The following is a 17,223-nucleotide window of genomic DNA, read 5'->3' on the forward strand; positions in this document are numbered from 1 at the left end:
GAAACAGGGGCCTTTCCGAGGGGTGCGTGGAAGATGAGGGCAAGAAAGTTAATGAGAAATTATGTACTTAGACGCGGACGCGGCTGCCTTAGGCCGACATTGGTTCCAAGCCTAGCGCTTGCGCGTTTGCTTGGAGTCCTTCCCGACAAAGACGCACGTCATCTTCGTTTCCGAGGAGCTCGAAGCGATAAACGTAAGGAACGCGGCACTTGCGGGAAATAACGTCTCCGGCCTTGCCGAAGTCCGCGCCGAAGTTACTGTTTCCCCCCGCGATAACAGCTCGTATGAGGCCGCGGTTGTGGGGGTTATTGAGGAAACGAATGACCTGGACGGGCACCGGCCGGGAGTTCTGGTGAGAAATGGATGCCCCTCCCCCATACGTCGGGCATACCAAGACGTAGGGCTCATGAACTACCAAAGGCTCGTCGCTTTTGTGCAGCGGGATCCTCTTGCTGGGGAACCCGAGCTTTTCCACGAACTTCCGGGTGTTCTCGGTAGCGGAGGAAAAATAAACGACGAGCATGATGTTCTTCTTTTTAAGGTGCATCCAGGGCCGCGGCCCCGGTGGGGTGGCTAAGCGGAGGCAGCGGTAGCAGACAAAGCCTTGATGCGATCCGGGCGGAAGCCGGACCAGTGATCGCCGTCCACCTCTACAACCGGCGCCTGCACGTAGCCCAGAGCCATCACGTAATCGCGAGCCTCATCGTCGAGGCTGATGTCAACAACTTCGTAATCGAGACCCGAACGATCGAGGGCCTTCTTGGTAGCGGTGCACTGGACGCAAGCTGGCTTGGAGTAGACGGTGATAGACATACTGCTGAGAATTCCTTGTTTCAAGAAGCGGTACCAGGTACCGACGGCGAGGACGCTTTATTTATTGGACCCAACGGCAACCAAGAAGCACTGAAGGCTTGCCTTTGACGGCGGTTTCAGCGAAGTCAATTGGTGTTTTCCGGTCTCCGTTGAGCGGTAGCCTCAACACTATACTTTGTGCCAAAAAGTCGCAAGTGGCACAACATATAGTAGTTACATCGGTGGAATTCCCAGGATGTCAACTCCCTACGCCCCACATCTTGTCCTTCACTGTCGCGCCAAGCACCACCCGTGGAACTACACGCGTGCAATTTCAGGAACTATTAACCTCAAGTTCACCTTGAGGCATAGGAAAAGCGCCCCGCGTTCCCCCACCCCAACGAGGCGGAAAACACGGGACGCTTAATCCCTTGGGCCACAAATTCATTCGTGGTCCCATGAATCGACGCTTTAGCCCTGGCGAGCCTTGAAGCGCGGATCCTTCTTGTTGATCACGAAGACCTTGCCGTGGCGGCGCACAACCTGAGCGCCCGGCTTGTTCTTCAGCGACCGAAGCGACTTGCGGACCTTCATCGGGCGCTCCTTTCATTGAGACTGCGCATCTGTTCGCGAGAAAAGTGCGAATGATTAATAATTACTGTCACAGCACGACTCGGCTGATTACTCGACCGAGCATGACACGAGGGGAAATATTACCTGCCTTTGGCCCCAGATCCAAAACGCCCGTAACGCACGCGCATCTCTTCGCCCACCTCGTCCAAGCTACGCCCCATGGTTTCCGGGATCAGCGCCTTGGTATAGCCAATGGCCACCACACCGCAACCGGCAAACAACGCGAACGCCCACGGCCCTGTCAGCCACTCCACCAGCGGCAGGAAGTACTGCGCGACCGCCCAGTTGGTCACCCACAGGCTCAAACCAGCGATGCCCATGCCGATGCCGCGCACCTGGACCGGGACGAGCTCAGAGATAAGCAGCCACGTCGTCGGCGAGACCGCCGCCTGCTGGAAGGCGATGAACAGCGCCATGAAGGTTAGCGAGACCATCGCCAGCGCCGTCGACCGATCCGCGAAGGCATAGGTTACCGACAACACCAGCAGAGAAATGACGTTGCCAGTCAACCCGTAGAGCAACAGCCGCTTGCGCCCAATGCGGTCCACCAACTGCAGTCCGATCACACAAGCGATCACCGATACCGTGCCAATAACGATGGAGGTGTACACGGAGTTCTGTGTAGAGATGCCCACCTGGTTCATGAGCGTCGGTGCGAAGTACACGATGGCGTTCACGCCCGTGATCTGCTGGGTAAGGCCCATGAGCATGGCCAACGCCACGGTCACCTGAATCCACCGGTTCCCCTTCAGCGCTTTCCATTCCGAGGGCTTGGCGACGCCCGCATCCGCACCCGTTTCAGCGCCAGCGTCGGCAGCAGCGTCGGCAGTGGCCCCGCTCACCTCGCCCAAGGACATACCCGAGCGCGCGGCTACCTCACGGGCCTTCGCGACGTCGCCACGCCGCAAGTACCACGCCGGGGTGTCATTGATACACAGCATGCCGATGGCAAGCATCGCGCCCGGCACGGCGGCGAGCCCCAGCATGAGGTGCCAGTTGCCGGTGTGGGCCAGCGCCGAGTTCACAAGGTAGGCGGCAAGCTGGCCAACGACGATCATGAGGGTGTTGAGCGAGACCATGCGCCCGCGGACGTCGGCAGGCACCTTTTCCGCGATAAACATGGGCGAGACGATCGACACCGCGCCCACCGCTACGCCCAGGAACGTGCGCGCGGCGGCGAGCATTGCCACCGACGGCGCCACAGCGCACCAGATGGACCCCACCACGAAGATGACACCACCAGCCAGCAGCGTGTTGCGACGCCCCAGGGCGTCCGCGATGCGCCCACCGGTAATCGCTCCAACCGCAGCACCGACCAGCAGCATGGAGGTGACCAGGCCTTCCTGGTGGGCGTCCATGTCAAATTCGGGGCTTAAGAAAAGCAAGGCACCGGACATGACGCCGGTGTCATAGCCAAACAACAGTCCGCCGAGCGCGGCAATGGTGGCCACCCAGCGGACGTACGAGGACTGCTTTGTTTGTTTCACGACCGCCATCTTCCCAGTCCTCTACGATGGAAGTCATGTCACCGACACCAGGCAGCGTGCAAGAAAACATCATAAAGACGCTGGGCACCAAGCCCTTTATCGATCCAGAACAAGAAATTGAGCGTCGGGTCCAATTCCTCGTGGACTACCTCACTATCACCGGCGCCAAGGGCTTCGTCCTCGGCATCTCCGGCGGCCAAGACTCCACGCTCGGCGGCAAGCTCGCGCAGCTGGCTGTGGACCGCGTCCTCGGCGCGCAGTTCTGGGCGGTGCGCCTGCCGTATAACCAGCAAAACGACGAGGACGATGCCCTCCTCGCGCTCGAATTCATCCAGCCTGACCACTCCCTGACTATCAACATCGCGGGCGCCACCGACGCCATGGATGCGGCCGTCGCGGGCGCACTCGCGACGGGTGAGGACGGCGTCGGAGAGCTCGGCGACTTCAACAAGGGCAACGTCAAGGCCCGGCAGCGGATGATTGCGCAGTACGCCGTGGCCGGCGAGGTGGGGGCGCTAGTTATCGGCACTGACCACGCGGCGGAGAACGTCACGGGATTCTTCACCAAGTTCGGCGATGGCGCGGCCGATCTACTGCCGCTGGCCGGCCTGAACAAGCGGCAGGGCGCCAGCCTGCTGGAGCACCTGGGTGCCCCGGCGCGCACCTGGGAGAAAATCCCCACCGCGGATCTGGAAGAGGATCGCCCCATGCTCTCTGACGAGGAGGCGCTCGGAGTGACCTATCGCCTCATTGACGATTACCTGGAGGGCAAGGACGTGCCTGCCGACGCCCGCGAGGTCATCGAGCGCCACTGGGCGCGCGGCCAGCACAAGCGGCACCTGCCCCCGGGACCCGATGAGCAGTGGTGGCGCTAGCGACGCCTAGCCCAGCGCACTGAGGGTCTTGCGCGCGGCGTCGACAAGCTCGGGGACGTACGCCGCACCATGGGTGAGCGAATGCACGGCGAGCGGGTGCAGCTGGTGCATGAATACCAGGAGGTCGTCCTCCGTGCCGAAGGGCGCGACCTCGTTGTAGCCGACGAGGATCTCCCGCAGGTGCGGGGCGCCAAACAGCGCCAGCATGCCGAGATCCGTATGCGGGTGCCCGCCATGCGCCGCGGGATCGATAAACACGGGCCCGGCGTCCTCGAATAGCAGGTTGCCCGCCCACAGGTCGCCGTGAATACGCGCGGGCTGGACGTCCCAGGAGGTGTCCGCGATGCGCTCGCAGGCGGCTTCTACTACTTTCAGTTCCTCGAGTGCCCCATGCTGTTCCAGCGCCGCGCGGGCAAAAGGCAGCACGCGCTGGGTGGCGTAGAACTCGCCCCAGGATTCGGTGGGCGTGCACTCTTGCTCCACCCGCCCGATGAAGTTGGGCTCCTCCCAGCCCTCGGGCGCCGCGCCAAAGGCCGGCGCGCCCTGCGCGTGGATCGCTGCCAATTCGCGGCCCGCCGCGCGGGCGTCCTCCACGTTCGGGCGCACCCGCTCCACGCGACGAATGCGCAGCGCGGACCCCTCAACCCCCAGGACCTCAATGACCCGGTCGCTCCCCTCCCGCAGCCACCGCAGCCCGGCGGCCTCCGCCTGTGCCTGCTCCGGGGTTGCGCAGTTCTTGGTGTATTCCTCTGGTTGAATCCTCGGCGGTGTCTCCATGGGAAGTTATTCTAGTCGGCGAAGGCGAGAGGCATTTGTGCGCGACTGCATGTTCGTGTGCGATTTGACTCCAAGAGTAAATTACTCAAACAGAGAAACTATTTTCGAGTGGCACAACGCTAGGAGCACTCCATGCAGACCGCACCACCCCCGGACCCCACCGACTCCCCCCCCCATCGTCCACGCTGAAGCCCTCAGTCTCGACGCCGACGAAGGCCGTGTTTTCGGCCCCCTCACCTTCTCCATCCCCGCTACCGGCCTCACTGTGCTGACCGGACGTGGTGGCTCTGGAAGAACCGCGCTCGCGCTATGTCTCGCGGGAGCAATGAAACTAAGCCACGGCCGTTTGGAAGTCGCGGGGGAGACAAAGCCCGCGCGCATCCGCCGCACAGTGGCGGTGGCGGGCATTGACGCTATCGATGCCCTCGACCGAGATGTACGCGTCAGAACTGTGCTCACCGAACATCGCGGGTGGTCCCGACCCTGGCTGTCGTGGACCTCGCGGGTTGACGAAGACTATTACGAAGCACTGTGCGCTGACGTCTTCGGTCACAGGCCACTTCCACCGCTAGACGCCTACGTCGCGCAGCTTTCCAGTCTGGATCGCATTTTGCTGCGCATTGCATTGGCACTCCGCCCCGCGACCGGCTCAGAAATCAAGTTGCTCATCATGGATGACCTCGACCAGGTCCGTGAAAGCGCCGATCGCGCCGCTCTTCTCGACACTCTAGTGCGCTTAGCGGAGCGCTTTCCAGTAGTCATCAATTCGGTGAATCCTCTCCCCGCAGAGAGCGCCCCGCCTCATCAGAGCATCGAATTGTTCACTGACCACCACCATCTCCAACCAGAACCAAAGGACTCCGACCAATGATCTCAGGCCTCCACGTTGGCGGGGAGCTACGCCGCTTCCACCGCAGCAAGCTTGGACGCGTGGCAATCCTCGCAATCATCCTGATCCCACTTCTTTATTCAGCACTGTACCTATGGGCGTTCTGGGATCCGTTCAGCAACTTGAAGTCGCTCCCCATCGCGTTCGTCAACGACGACGAAGGTGCCACTGTGGACGGCCAGCCCCTTCAGGCCGGCGATCGCATCGTAGACAGTCTCGGCGATCAAGACCAGATTAACTTCACCCTCGTCGACAACAGCACCGCCCAAGAAGGTGTGCGCAACGGTGACTACTACTTCGTCGTTCGGCTCACCCCGGACTTCTCACAGTCAGTGGCGTCTATCTCGGACAGCGACGCCCACCCAGCGGTCATCGAAACGAACTACAACTCGGCCAACGGCTACCTGTCCACCATGATCGGCGAAAACGTCATGCGCACGCTGGTCCCTACAATTTCCAACGAACTGGGCGCCAATGTCGTGGACAAGGTCCTCGTCGGCATCCAAGACGCAGGCACCGGCCTCGACCAGGCCGCAGATGGTGCCTCCAAGCTTCACGACGGCGCGGACGACCTCAAGGACGGGTTGGTCACGGCTGAACGAGGCGTCGACAAGCTCGCCGACAAGACCGGTGACGCCGCGGAGGGCGCTGGCAAACTCGCGAAGGGCGCCAAGGAACTGGACAAAAAGGCCGGGGATCTGGCCACCGGCGCGGATAAAGTCGCCAAAGGCGCCTCGGACCTGGACGAGGGCGTGGACACCGCGGCTGGCAAGCTCAACGAGATGTCAGACGGCGTCGACAAGCTCCACGACGGTCTCGATGAACTCAGCACCGGCGCAGATCAAATCGACGATGGTGTGCAGAAACTCACCGCCAAGGTGGACACTCTTTCCCAAGCACAAAGCGATGCCACAAAGGATCTGGAGACGCTGGCGAAACAGCTGGCTGCCAGCCCCATCCCGCAGGTACGCGCGGCAGGAAAGGACATCCAAGACCTCGCGGATAAAGCTGACAAATCCGCCCTGGGCCCCGAATCGCAAAACGTCAAAGATATCCACGCGTTGGCTGATGGCACCGCAGCACTGTCCTACCAGCTAGGCAACCCGGAGGCGGACTTCCGCAAGGGATTTGACAGCCTGCATGAGGGCACCGGAAAGCTCCCCAAACAGGTGAAGAAGCTCACCGATGGCACCGAGAAGCTCAAGAACGGCACGAGCGACCTGGCCGACGGTGCGCACGCTCTCAACGACCAAGGCACGTCTACCCTGGCCACCAAGAGCAAGGAGCTCTCTGACGGACTGGTCAAGCTGGAAGACGGTGCGGACAAGCTCAACGAGAAAATGCCCACCGCGGTCTCCGGTGCGAAAAAGCTTGTCGATGGCGCTGACACCCTAGCGAAAAAGCTAGACTCCGGCGCCCAGAAAGTGCCCGCCATGAACGCCGCTCAGCGCTCGAATACCGCCGACCTCATCTCCAATCCTACGAGCCTCGATGCTCGTGACGAAGCGGGCCCACAGACCTTCGGTACAGGTTTGGCCCCGTTTTTCTTCTCACTCGCGATGTTCATCGGCGGAATGATCACGTTCTTGTTGTTGCGCCCCCTACACAACCGCGCGGTGGCCGCCGGCGTATCCCCGCTGCGTGCGGCGTGGGACGGCCTGTGGCCGGGCGCCCTGATCGGCATGGCCCAGGCCAGTGCCATCGTAGCGGTCACGCTGTGGGGCGTGGGGCTTAACGCCGCCCACCCGGTGGCGCTGTGGTTGTTCTGCTTGGGTGTCTCCGTGATGTTCGTGGCAGTAAACCAAATGCTCAACGTGGCCCTTGGCCCTGGCCCTGGCAAGGTGCTAGCCATGGCGCTACTCATGCTGCAGATCCTGTCATCGAATGGCCTCTACCCCGTAGAAACAGAGCCGAAGCTGTTTAGCTGGCTGCACCCGATTAACCCGATGACCTATTCCATCAACGGATTCCGACAGCTCATGTACGGCAACATCGACCATCGGCTGCTGCAGGCAGTCCTTGCCGTGGCTGCCATCACAGCGATAGCGGTTGCGGTGACCTCTCTGTGTGCCCGCCGCAACCGGATGTGGACGATGAAGCGCCTGCACCCGCCTATCGACGTCTAGTTGTGGCGCCCCGGCGCCCCAGACGCGCGTCATCTTCCTCGCGGGATTTACATTGCGAGCGCAAGTCAGCCTTCAACATCCAAGTTTTCGCTGACTTGCGCTCGCAATGTAAATTTTCGCCACGTCCAACGCAAAACCCCCGCCTACCGACGTAGACGGGGGTTGTGATGGTGGAGCTAACGGGATTCGAACCCGTGACCCCCACACTGCCAGTGTGGTGCGCTACCAACTGCGCCATAGCCCCTTAACCAAGTTTCGCCATTCAGCGGAACTTGATTTAATATACAGCGGACTCGTCAGCGTGACCAAATCCGCTGCTTAATGCGGGTTTACTTACCCTGGGTGGCAACCTCAACCCACTGGGAGAGATCCTCGACCTTGAGGTCCTTGCCGTCCTTGATAACGCGCGGGGTGGACGCCTTGCCGGTGTCCTTCTCCAGCTTCTCAAAGTTCGACTGGGCCAGCTTCATCGCGGCATCAGTGTCAATGGTCTCCAGGGATTTGAGCGCTTCCTCGCTCGCACCGAGTGCCTTGGCAGCGTTGACCAAGTCCTCGTCCTCCCACTGGCCAACCACCTTCTGCTGGTCCCTCATGAGCACGTCGTGCAGGTTCCAGAAGGTCTTGAGGTCGCCGGCCTCGAGGATCTGCTTCTCCACGGCGATGGCCTTGGTGGAGTGGCCCACGTTGATGTTGCCCGCGGCATCCTTGCCGTCGAGGAAGTTCATCATGCGTAGATCCACGATCAGCTTGCCGTCCTCAACCGCCTTATGCATCTGCTCGTCGGTGGCAATCGACAGATCGGCACAGTGTGGGCAGGAGAAGTCCTCGTAGAGCTCTACGCGGGGGGTATCCTTGGTGGCCTTGTCGGACTTGAGCACGAAGGCATTGTCCTTGAGCTCAATGTCCATGTTGACCGGAATCTCCTCGCGCTCGGCGAGGCGATCCGTCTTGGCGTTCTGCCCATTCCACACGATGTAGCCGATAATCGCCGCCACGATCAGCAGGATGACACCGACGGCCACGATAAAACCGTTGCTGCCCTTGGCGTTGGGGTCTTGCACCTTGGTGCTGGTCTTGCTCACTGTTCAACCTTCTTTTCTTCACGCGAACGTGATGTTATGTGCGCGCCGCTGCTGCATGAGTCGACGCTGGGTATTTTAACAACTAGTTACGAGTAAATGGCGGCGCGGCGGTACGGACGAACGATTGTCCATACCGTGAGCACCATGTAGAACGCGTCGCGAGCCAAGGTCTTGACGTAGTTCATGACCTGCGCGTCCGAGCCGGGGTCCGGCTGGAAGCATCCGCAATCAATACCGAGCCCGCGCGCCCAGGCCTGTGCGATACCAATCATGAACAGCGTCAATACGATAGCCGCCACCTTAGACGATCCCCGCAGGAAGATGCCCAGCAGCAATAGCACACCACCGGCGACTTCGAGGGGGCCGATCAGCGTGGCCAACGCATCCGACCATTCCGGCGTGAAGATCTCGTAGCCCTTAATCGACTGAGTCACGGAGTGGTGCTGCCCAAGCTTGGACACACCCGCCTTGATCCAGATATAGGCCATGTAAAACCGCGCGAACGCGGAGACGAGGTCCACAACGAACGTGCGCGTGTCCACGCCCTGCCCGTCCGCACCAGCGCCGGATATCAACCTTTTGATTGTGTTCACGCGGTTAATGATACGACACGCTCGGCTGACACAAAATCCTCGAATCCTAAAAGTTTCGTACCATTAATGCCATGTCTATGCCCCGCGCGCTTTGCGACGCCCTGACCGTCGGCCTCGGCGTCGCCCTCGGCGCGGTTGCCCGTTACGGCACCAGCGCCGCCCTGGCGCCGTGGGGCGAGTACGCCCCTCTCCTCGTCATCAATATTGTCGGCTGCCTTCTCATGGGTGCCGCCAAGCCGGGGCCGTTCTGGGGCACTGGATTCTTCGGCGGTTTCACCACCTTCTCGGCCTTCGCGGTGGCCACCGCAACCTCTCACGCCGCCGTGGCCGCTGGCTTTACTGCCGCCATGACCGTGGGATGCATCGCGGCGTGGTGCCTGGGTGATGCCTGGCACCGGCGAAACTCGGGGCGTCGTCAAGCGAGGTCAGGCGCATGACCCTATCCACCATTGCCTTGTCCATTGCCCTGGTCGCACTGGGCGGCTTCGGAGGCGGCCTCGGGCGCTGGGGCCTGCTGCGCGTGCTCCCCGATCGCCCCGCCATCTTCGCCGCGAACCTGGCGGCCTGCACGCTGGCAGGCGTGGCTTTTGGCATCTCCCAGGAGGCGGGGTTCACCGCGCAGTCGTGGCAGGCGCGCGCCGTGCTGGCACTCAGCGTGGGCGTGGCCGGCGGGCTGTCCACCTGGTCCACCCTGGCCAAGCAGTGCGGCGAGCTGCTGCGCGAGCGCCAGTGGAAGACGCTCGCCATCTATCTCGGTTTCACTCTCGCCGTCGGCGTGGTGGCCGCCGGCCGCGGGGTGCGGTGGGGCCACTTCATCGCGGGTTAATCGGCGATGGCCTCGAGCGGCGGGGTCTTCGCCGCTCGGGCGCCCGGCCAGATAGCCGCGATCACACCCACGACGCCCGACGCCGCGAGCATGATGACCAGCTGGCCCCACGGCACCGTGATGGTGTCCAGGCCTTGGGAGCTTAAGACCTCCAGGAACGCCCAGCCCAACCCAAGGCCGATGAGTATGCCCATGACTGCGCCGAACACGGAGATCTGCACCGCCTCCAACGTAATCATGGTGCGGATCTGCCGGCGTTGCGTACCCACCGCACGCAACATGCCGATCTCCTGGCGGCGCTCGATCACACCCAAGGTCAAGGTATTCACGATGCCCAGGATCGCAATGATCACCGCCAGAGCCAGCAGTCCGTAGAGGATGGCCAGCATTTGGTTGACCGCCTGGGCGGCCTGGTCCGAGAACTCTTCGGCGGACATGATCTGCACCACCACCAGGTCCTTGACCGCCTCTTCCAACTTCGGGCGAACCTGCTCTGGATCCGCACTTTCCGCGACGTTTACGCCCACCAGCTGGGTGCGGGTTTGTCCCGCGGAGACGATTTTGTTCAGCTTCTCCTGGCTCACCGCCATGTTCTCGATGACCTCATTGCGCTTGAAGGTGCCGATGAGCTTGACCTTCTCAGTCTTCGCACCAGGGAGCTTCGCGCCCTTCTTCTCGGCCATCGCGGCCGCGGCGGAAGTGAGGTCGTATTCCTTGCCCACGACCCAGCCGTTCTTCTTCGCAAACTCATCCGTAGCGATGAAGCCCGGGTTATCCTTCAGGTTCACGTCACCTTCCACGACCTCCATGTTGATGAAGTCCGCGGGGTTCTCATCCACGCCGAAAGACATGGACACCTGATAAGCCACCGAGGCCTCACCGTCCACGGCCGCCGGTGCCATCGTCATGGCCAAAACCTTGTCCACGCCCTCGACCTCGCGGGCTAACTTGGGGGTCTCACTGGGCGTCGGAAAGCCCCCTGTCGTAGGCCCGGACAGGATGTAGTCCGCGCGTACCTTGTCCTCCATGACGTCGGCCACGGAGGTTTTCATCGAGGCACCGAGCATGCCGATCGCCGTTACCAGGGCAAGACCCAGGGTAAGGGCAAAGGCGGTGGCCGACGTACGCCGAGGGTTGCGCTGGGAGTTGGTAGCCGCCAGCGTGCCGACGGCCCCGAAAGGTGCGCCGATCAGCCGCCCGAAGACGGGAACGATGGGCAGTGACAATGCCGGACCGGCCAGGAAGAAGCCCACGATGAGGCCGAAGGCGCCCACGCCGACGAGAATGGCGCGAGTTGCGGTAGAGGCATCGGACATCACCCACGCACCGAGGACAGCGGCAGCGACGCCCACCGCCAAGACCAAGAGGCCGAGGATGGAACGCACCTTGAGCGACGAGCCCGCTGCGGATTCCGTACTACGCATGGCTTCTACAGGCTCCACCGCGCCCGCGCGCTGCGCCGGGGCCCACGCGGAAGCCACCGTGACCAACGTGCCAAGGACGATGGGCACCACGACAGCGGAGACCGAAAGCCCCAGGCTGTCTCCTAACGGCATCCCCTGCTTTTCCATAACGGCCTTAATCGCCGCCACCAGGCCCACGCCGGCAAAAACACCGAGGATAGAGCCCAGCACGCCAATGATGATGGCCTCCACGACCACGGAGTTTGTAATTTGGCGGCGAGAGGCGCCCAGCGCGCGGAGCAACGCGAACTCCTTGGTGCGCTGTGCGACGATCATCGAGAAGGTGTTCGCAATAATGAACGTGCCGACCAGCAGCGCGATGAGGCCGAAGGCAACGAGGAAGTAGTTGACGAACTTCAGCGCGGACGAAATCGCGTCCGACATCTCCTCCGCCAGCTTCTCGCCGGTCTCGGCGGTGAAATTCTTGGGGTATTCCTTATTTAGGTGATCCACGAGAGCCTGTGGCTCGACCCCGTCTGCGCCCTTCACCACCACTTGCTTGGCGACGCCCCCATTACCGCCCAGGTATGTCTTCGCATCCATGTAGAGGCGGACACCGGTTGCCGCCTCCTCCATGGCGGGTTCATAGATGCCTGTGACCTTCATGGTGTAGCGCTCGTCCGGCTCTACGACCAAGAGCTTGTCCCCGACCTTGATGCCGTGTTGCTCCGCGGCGCTGGCGTTAACCACGACCTCCTTCTCACCCTTCGGAGCGGCGCCCTCGACGAGCTCGTTCGGCTTCGCCACCGAATCTTCCGGCGAGTACCACAGGCCGAGCGACGACGTACCGCCACCGGTCTGCAGCGGCGACGCGTCCTCTCGCGCCACAACCACGGTCTTGTTATCGATGACGTTGACCGCTGCGACTTTGTCATCCTTTTCTAACTTCGCCCGGTCCTCCTTCTTGACGTGCTCCTCCCCGTCAGCCGGGGTGACTGCAACGTCCACATCCGTGAACGCGTTCTGCACTGCGGAGTCGAAGGTGTCCGACAAAGAGTTGGTGAACATGAACGCACCGGAGATAAACGACGTGCCTAGAACCACCGCGATGACGGTAAGCGCCAAGCGAAGTTTATGGGCGAATACATTACGCAACGAAACTTTGCGCATCGTGTTTGCTGAAGCCATCAAAACCCCTAGGACTCGATCTCGGCCATGACTGCGTGGATAGATTCCATGGTCGGCTGGTAGATTTCGTTAACCAGCTGACCGTCAGCGAGGAAAATCACGCGGTCGGCGTAGCTCGCCGCCTTGGCATCGTGGGTCACGATCACGACGGTCTGATCGTCCTGGTTCACAGCGGTGCGAAGGATATCCAAAACCTCCGCCGAGGAATTCGAGTCCAAGTTACCGGTGGGTTCGTCGCCAAAAATGATCTCCGGTCGCGCCACAAGCGCGCGAGCACACGCTACGCGCTGCTGCTGACCACCGGACAGCTCTGCTGGTCGGTGGTTTAGCCGCTGGGACAACCCGAGACGATCCGTCACTTCCTTAAACCACGCCTGGTCTACCTTGTTGCCCGCGATGTTCATCGGCAGGCAGATGTTTTCCTCGGCGGTCAAGGTGGGCACGAGGTTAAAGGACTGGAAGATAAATCCCAGACGGTCACGGCGAAGCGCCGTGACGGCCTTGTCATTGAGGCCCGACAGGTTGGTATCACCGATGAACGCGGCACCGGACGTGGCGGAATCCAAACCAGCCATGGTGTGCATCAGGGTGGACTTGCCGGAACCGGACGGCCCCATGATGGCGGTGAACTCGTTCTTAGCGAATTCGACGCTCACCCGGTTGAGTGCAGTCACGGCGGTATCGCCTTGGCCATACTGCTTGAAAAGGTCCACTGCCCGCGCCGCGGCGGGCTTCCCCGATGCTTGTCCTACGTGAGATTCCATGCGTAGCCATCTACTCCTGTTACTTGCGTTTCTTTAAACAACAAGAGATAACACTACGCGTTCACCAGTACCCACGCCATCATCCCCTCGGACGACATGTGGCCTACTGTTGTGAGTTTTCTGTGGTTTTTGGTTGTGCGGGTACCTGTAATGATGTGTGCTAGTAGTTTTTGCACGATCCAGTCGGCCTGGCGGGGTGTGGGTAGGAGAAAGAAAAGGGGGAAGAGGCCCAGGGCACGCTGTGTGGTGTGCCGTGGGCCTCTTTTGGGTTTATTGAGTTGTTTTATGTTGTAGTGTCGGCGGTTACTTACTCTCCCACACCCTCCCGGGTGCAGTACCATCAGCGTGAGCAGGCTTAGCTTCCGGGTTCGGAATGGGGCCGGGCGTTTCCCTGCTACTATTGCCACCGACAAACCTTCAGGACACACACTATGGGTGTGTTTCTGGTGGTGTTGTGTCAAATACTGCATAGTGGACGCGTGCGACAAGTTTTGTCATGTTTTTGTTGTTTTTTGTTTCACCAAGTGTTGTTTGGTGTTTGTTTTGGTCTATTAGTACCAGTAGCCTTAACAGCTTACGCTGCTTCCAGGTCTGGCCTATCAACCCCATAGTCTTTAGGGGACCTCAAAAGAAACCTCATCTTAAAACAGGCTTCCCGCTTAGATGCTTTCAGCGGTTATCCCTTCCGTACGTAGCCAACCAGCAATGCTCCTGGCGGAACAACTGGCACACCAGAGGTACGTCCGTCCCGGTCCTCTCGTACTAGGGACAGCTTTCTTCAAGTTTCAACGCGCGCGGCGGATAGAGACCGAACTGTCTCACGACGTTCTGAACCCAGCTCGCGTGCCGCTTTAATGGCCGAACAGCCCAACCCTTGGGCCCTCCTCCAGCCCCAGGATGCGACGAGCCGACATCGAGGTGCCAAACCATCCCGTCGATATGGACTCTTGGGGAAGATCAGCCTGTTATCCCCGGGGTACCTTTTATCCGTTGAGCGACACCACTTCCACACGTTGGTGCCGGATCACTAGTCCCGACTTTCGTCCCTGCTTGAGATGTCTCTCTCACAGTCAAGCTCCCTTGTGCACTTACACTCAACACCTGATTGCCAACCAGGCTGAGGGAACCTTTGGGCGCCTCCGTTACATTTTGGGAGGCAACCGCCCCAGTTAAACTACCCACCAGGCACTGTCCCCAACCCAGATCATGGGCCAAGGTTCAGGTATCCAATCCGATCAGAGTGGTATTTCAACTTGCGACTCCACCACCACTGGCGTGATAGCTTCATAGTCTCCCACCTATCCTACACAAACCGAACCGAACACCAATACCAAGCTATAGTGAAGGTCCCGGGGTCTTTTCGTCCTGCCGCGCGTAACGAGCATCTTTACTCGTAGTGCAATTTCACCGGGCCTGTGGTTGAGACAGCAGAGAAGTCGTTACGCCATTCGTGCAGGTCGGAACTTACCCGACAAGGAATTTCGCTACCTTAGGATGGTTATAGTTACCACCGCCGTTTACTGGGGCTTAAATTCTCCGCTTCGCCATTACTGGCTAACAGGTCCTCTTAACCTTCCAGCACCGGGCAGGCGTCAGTCCATATACATCAACTTCAACGTCTTCGCATGGACCTGTGTTTTTGATAAACAGTCGCTTCCCTCTATTCTCTGCGACCACACACCGCTGCCCACCGAAAAGGTGTTGACAGTATGTGGTCCCCCTTCTCCCGAAGTTACGGGGGCATTTTGCCGAATTCCTTAACCACAGTTCACCCGAACGCCTTAGTATTTTCAACCTGACTACCTGTGTCGGTTTAGGGTACGGGCCGTATCACCACATCGCTAGAGGCTTTTCTCGACAGCACGGGATCACCAACTTCACCCCATTAGGGCTACGCATCACGTCTTACCTAACAAGCACGGATTTACCTATGCCATCAGCTACACGCTTACACCAACAATCCATTAAGCGGCTTGGCTACCCCACTGCGTCACCCCATCACTTGGACCACATATCAGGCCCTACGCACGCACCACACCACACACCCGAAGGTGATCAGGTGTGGTTTGTGGGTAGTTAGTATCAATGCTTTACCATGGGCGCGATAATACGGGTACCAGAATATCAACTGGTTGTCCATCGACTACGCCTGTCGGCCTCGCCTTAGGTCCCGACTCACCCTGGGAAGACGAACTTGACCCAGGAACCCTTAGTCATCCGGCGGGAAGGATTCTCACCTTCCAATTCGTTACTCATGCCTGCATTCTCACTCGCACACAATCCACAGCGCCTTACGATACTGCTTCACATCATGCACGACGCTCCCCTACCCAACAATAAAATTGTTGCCGCGGCTTCGGCGGTGTGCTTGAGCCCCACTACATTGTCGGCGCAGAACCACTCGACCAGTGAGCTATTACGCACTCTTTCAAGGATGGCTGCTTCTAAGCCAACCTCCTGGCTGTCTTCGCGATCCCACATCCTTTTCCACTTAGCACACCCTTAGGGGCCTTAACCGGCGATCTGGGTTGTTTCCCTCTCGACTATGAAGCTTATCCCCCACAGTCTCACTGCTGTATAACACAAATTGCTGGCATTCGGAGTTTGGCTGACATTGCTAAGATGATAGTCCCGCTCAACCAACCAGTAGCTCTACCTCCAACAAGCTCATACAACGCTGCACCTAAATGCATTTCGGGGAGAACCAGCTATCACGGAGTTTGATTGGCCTTTCACCCCTACCCACAACTCATCCCCGCAGTTTTCAACCTACGTGGGTTCGCGCCTCCACGACGTCTTACCATCGCTTCACACTGGCCATGGGTAGATCACCCCGCTTCGGGTCCAGAACATGCCACTGACAACACCCTCATTAGGATTCGGTTTCCCTACGGCTACCCCACACGGGTTAACCTCGCGACATGCCGCTGACTCGCAGGCTCATTCTTCAAAAGGCACGCCATCACACACAACAGGTGCTCTGACGGATTGTAAGCACATGGTTTCAGGAACTATTTCACTCCCCTCCCGGGGTACTTTTCACCATTCCCTCACGGTACTAAATTCACTATCGGTCACACTAAGTATTTAGGCTTACCGGGTGGTCCCGGCAGATTCACAGCAGATTCCACGAGCCCGCTGCTACTCGGGGACAATCACAATGCAGCCTGCCATGCCTTCAGCTACGGGACTCTCACCCACTCCGGTCGACCATTCCAAGCCAGTTCACCTAACACAACACACCACACGCACCACGAACAGATGATGCACGCAACAACCCCACAACACCGCATGCGCAACCCCTGTCCGGTATCACACACACACGGTTTAGCCTCATCCACGTTCGCTCGCCGCTACTAGCAGAATCATTAAATTTATTTTCTTCTCCCACGGGTACTGAGATGTTTCACTTCCCCGCATTACCCCCTACACCCTATGAATTCAGATGCAGGTAACCACCCACAAAGATGATTAGGTTTCCCCATTCGGACATCCTCGGATCAACGCTTAATTGACAACTCCCCGAGGCTTAACGCAGCCTTCCACGTCCTTCATCGGCTTAGCATGCCAAGGCATCCACCATGCGCCCTTAACAACAAACACACAAGATAAACACACTTGATTAAAAAAACAAACAAAACACACTACAAAACAAAACCAAACACACACCCACCAATCCACAAAAGAACCAGTACATATGTGTTTGTAATGCTCGCGTCCACTATACAGTTCTCACACAACACCCACACCACCAAAAAACCAGACCACCCACAAGCAGCCCACCTTCA

At 59.6% G+C, this 17,223-nt stretch carries 14 protein-coding genes, 1 tRNA gene and 2 rRNA genes; 5 read left to right on the plus strand and 12 right to left on the minus strand.

Annotated elements, in window-relative coordinates; translation table 11 throughout:
- Nucleotides 1-88 precede the first annotated feature (88 nt).
- The 4 genes from nrdI to H0194_RS03580 form a co-directional block, all read right to left on the minus strand.
- Nucleotides 89-523: a class Ib ribonucleoside-diphosphate reductase assembly flavoprotein NrdI gene (gene nrdI / locus H0194_RS03565; protein WP_185176473.1), complete on the minus strand. Its 435-nt coding sequence runs from the start codon at nt 521-523 to the stop codon at nt 89-91.
- Between the two features lie 50 nt (nt 524-573).
- Nucleotides 574-813 (minus strand): glutaredoxin-like protein NrdH, encoded by a 240-nt coding sequence (nrdH, locus tag H0194_RS03570; protein WP_185176474.1) that lies wholly within the window; start codon nt 811-813, stop codon nt 574-576.
- A 450-nt stretch (nt 814-1,263) separates the two neighbouring features.
- Complete coding sequence (gene ykgO, locus H0194_RS03575) at nt 1,264-1,386, minus strand: type B 50S ribosomal protein L36 (protein ID WP_012732041.1); 123 nt, start codon at nt 1,384-1,386, stop codon at nt 1,264-1,266.
- 119 nt (nt 1,387-1,505) lie between these two features.
- Entirely contained in the window at nt 1,506-2,912 is a 1,407-nt protein-coding gene (locus H0194_RS03580; protein ID WP_246389044.1) for a sugar porter family MFS transporter, read from the minus strand.
- Nucleotides 2,913-2,938: 26 nt separating this feature from the next.
- Here H0194_RS03580 and nadE point away from each other — a divergent pair, with 26 nt between their 5' ends.
- A complete protein-coding gene (gene nadE, locus H0194_RS03585) occupies nt 2,939-3,787 on the plus strand; it encodes an ammonia-dependent NAD(+) synthetase (RefSeq protein WP_185176476.1) in 849 nt (282 codons plus the stop codon).
- Between the two features lie 6 nt (nt 3,788-3,793).
- Here nadE and H0194_RS03590 read toward each other — a convergent pair whose 3' ends face one another.
- A complete protein-coding gene (locus H0194_RS03590) occupies nt 3,794-4,564 on the minus strand; it encodes a fructosamine kinase family protein (protein ID WP_185176477.1) in 771 nt (256 codons plus the stop codon).
- A 325-nt stretch (nt 4,565-4,889) separates the two neighbouring features.
- Here H0194_RS03590 and H0194_RS03595 point away from each other — a divergent pair, with 325 nt between their 5' ends.
- Both H0194_RS03595 and H0194_RS03600 read left to right on the plus strand, forming a co-directional pair.
- Complete coding sequence (locus tag H0194_RS03595; RefSeq protein WP_246389046.1) at nt 4,890-5,435, plus strand: hypothetical protein; 546 nt, start codon at nt 4,890-4,892, stop codon at nt 5,433-5,435.
- A complete protein-coding gene (locus tag H0194_RS03600; protein ID WP_185176478.1) occupies nt 5,432-7,579 on the plus strand; it encodes a YhgE/Pip domain-containing protein in 2,148 nt (715 codons plus the stop codon). Before H0194_RS03595 ends, H0194_RS03600 begins: the two co-directional genes overlap by 4 nt.
- A 168-nt stretch (nt 7,580-7,747) precedes the next feature.
- Here the strand turns inward: H0194_RS03600 and H0194_RS03605 are convergent.
- The 3 genes from H0194_RS03605 to H0194_RS03615 form a co-directional block, all read right to left on the minus strand.
- Nucleotides 7,748-7,823, minus strand: a tRNA-Ala gene (locus H0194_RS03605).
- A gap of 85 nt (nt 7,824-7,908) precedes the next feature.
- Nucleotides 7,909-8,661 (minus strand): DsbA family protein, encoded by a 753-nt coding sequence (locus tag H0194_RS03610; RefSeq protein WP_185176479.1) that lies wholly within the window; start codon nt 8,659-8,661, stop codon nt 7,909-7,911.
- An 86-nt stretch (nt 8,662-8,747) separates the two neighbouring features.
- On the minus strand, nt 8,748-9,245 hold the full coding sequence (locus H0194_RS03615; RefSeq protein WP_281382577.1) for a DoxX family protein: 498 nt from the start codon (nt 9,243-9,245) through the stop codon (nt 8,748-8,750).
- A gap of 80 nt (nt 9,246-9,325) precedes the next feature.
- On the opposite strand from H0194_RS03615, the gene H0194_RS03620 reads away from it, so the two are divergent.
- The gene (locus H0194_RS03620) at nt 9,326-9,691 is read left to right on the plus strand and encodes a fluoride efflux transporter family protein (protein WP_246389048.1); all 366 of its coding nucleotides are present in this window, start codon (nt 9,326-9,328) and stop codon (nt 9,689-9,691) included.
- Nucleotides 9,688-10,080, plus strand: coding sequence for a fluoride efflux transporter FluC (locus H0194_RS03625; protein WP_185176480.1), 393 nt, complete (start codon nt 9,688-9,690; stop codon nt 10,078-10,080). The genes H0194_RS03620 and H0194_RS03625 overlap by 4 nt, the downstream gene beginning before the upstream one ends.
- Here the strand turns inward: H0194_RS03625 and H0194_RS03630 are convergent.
- The 4 genes from H0194_RS03630 to H0194_RS03645 all read right to left on the minus strand — a co-directional run bounded on the left by H0194_RS03630 (nt 10,077) and on the right by H0194_RS03645 (nt 17,038).
- Nucleotides 10,077-12,671 carry an ABC transporter permease gene (locus H0194_RS03630; protein ID WP_185176481.1) on the minus strand — a complete coding sequence of 865 codons (2,595 nt, stop codon included), beginning with the start codon at nt 12,669-12,671 and terminating at the stop codon, nt 10,077-10,079. The genes H0194_RS03625 and H0194_RS03630 overlap by 4 nt on opposite strands.
- A gap of 8 nt (nt 12,672-12,679) precedes the next feature.
- Nucleotides 12,680-13,435, minus strand: a complete 756-nt coding sequence (locus H0194_RS03635; RefSeq protein WP_185176482.1) for an ABC transporter ATP-binding protein — start codon at nt 13,433-13,435, stop codon at nt 12,680-12,682.
- Between the two features lie 294 nt (nt 13,436-13,729).
- Nucleotides 13,730-13,846: ribosomal RNA gene (gene rrf, locus H0194_RS03640) — 5S ribosomal RNA — on the minus strand.
- Nucleotides 13,847-13,967: 121 nt separating this feature from the next.
- Nucleotides 13,968-17,038, minus strand: a 23S ribosomal RNA gene (locus H0194_RS03645).
- Nucleotides 17,039-17,223: the final 185 nt, after the last annotated feature.

Source organism: Corynebacterium incognita, from assembly GCF_014217255.1.
Classification (GTDB): domain Bacteria; phylum Actinomycetota; class Actinomycetes; order Mycobacteriales; family Mycobacteriaceae; genus Corynebacterium; species Corynebacterium incognitum.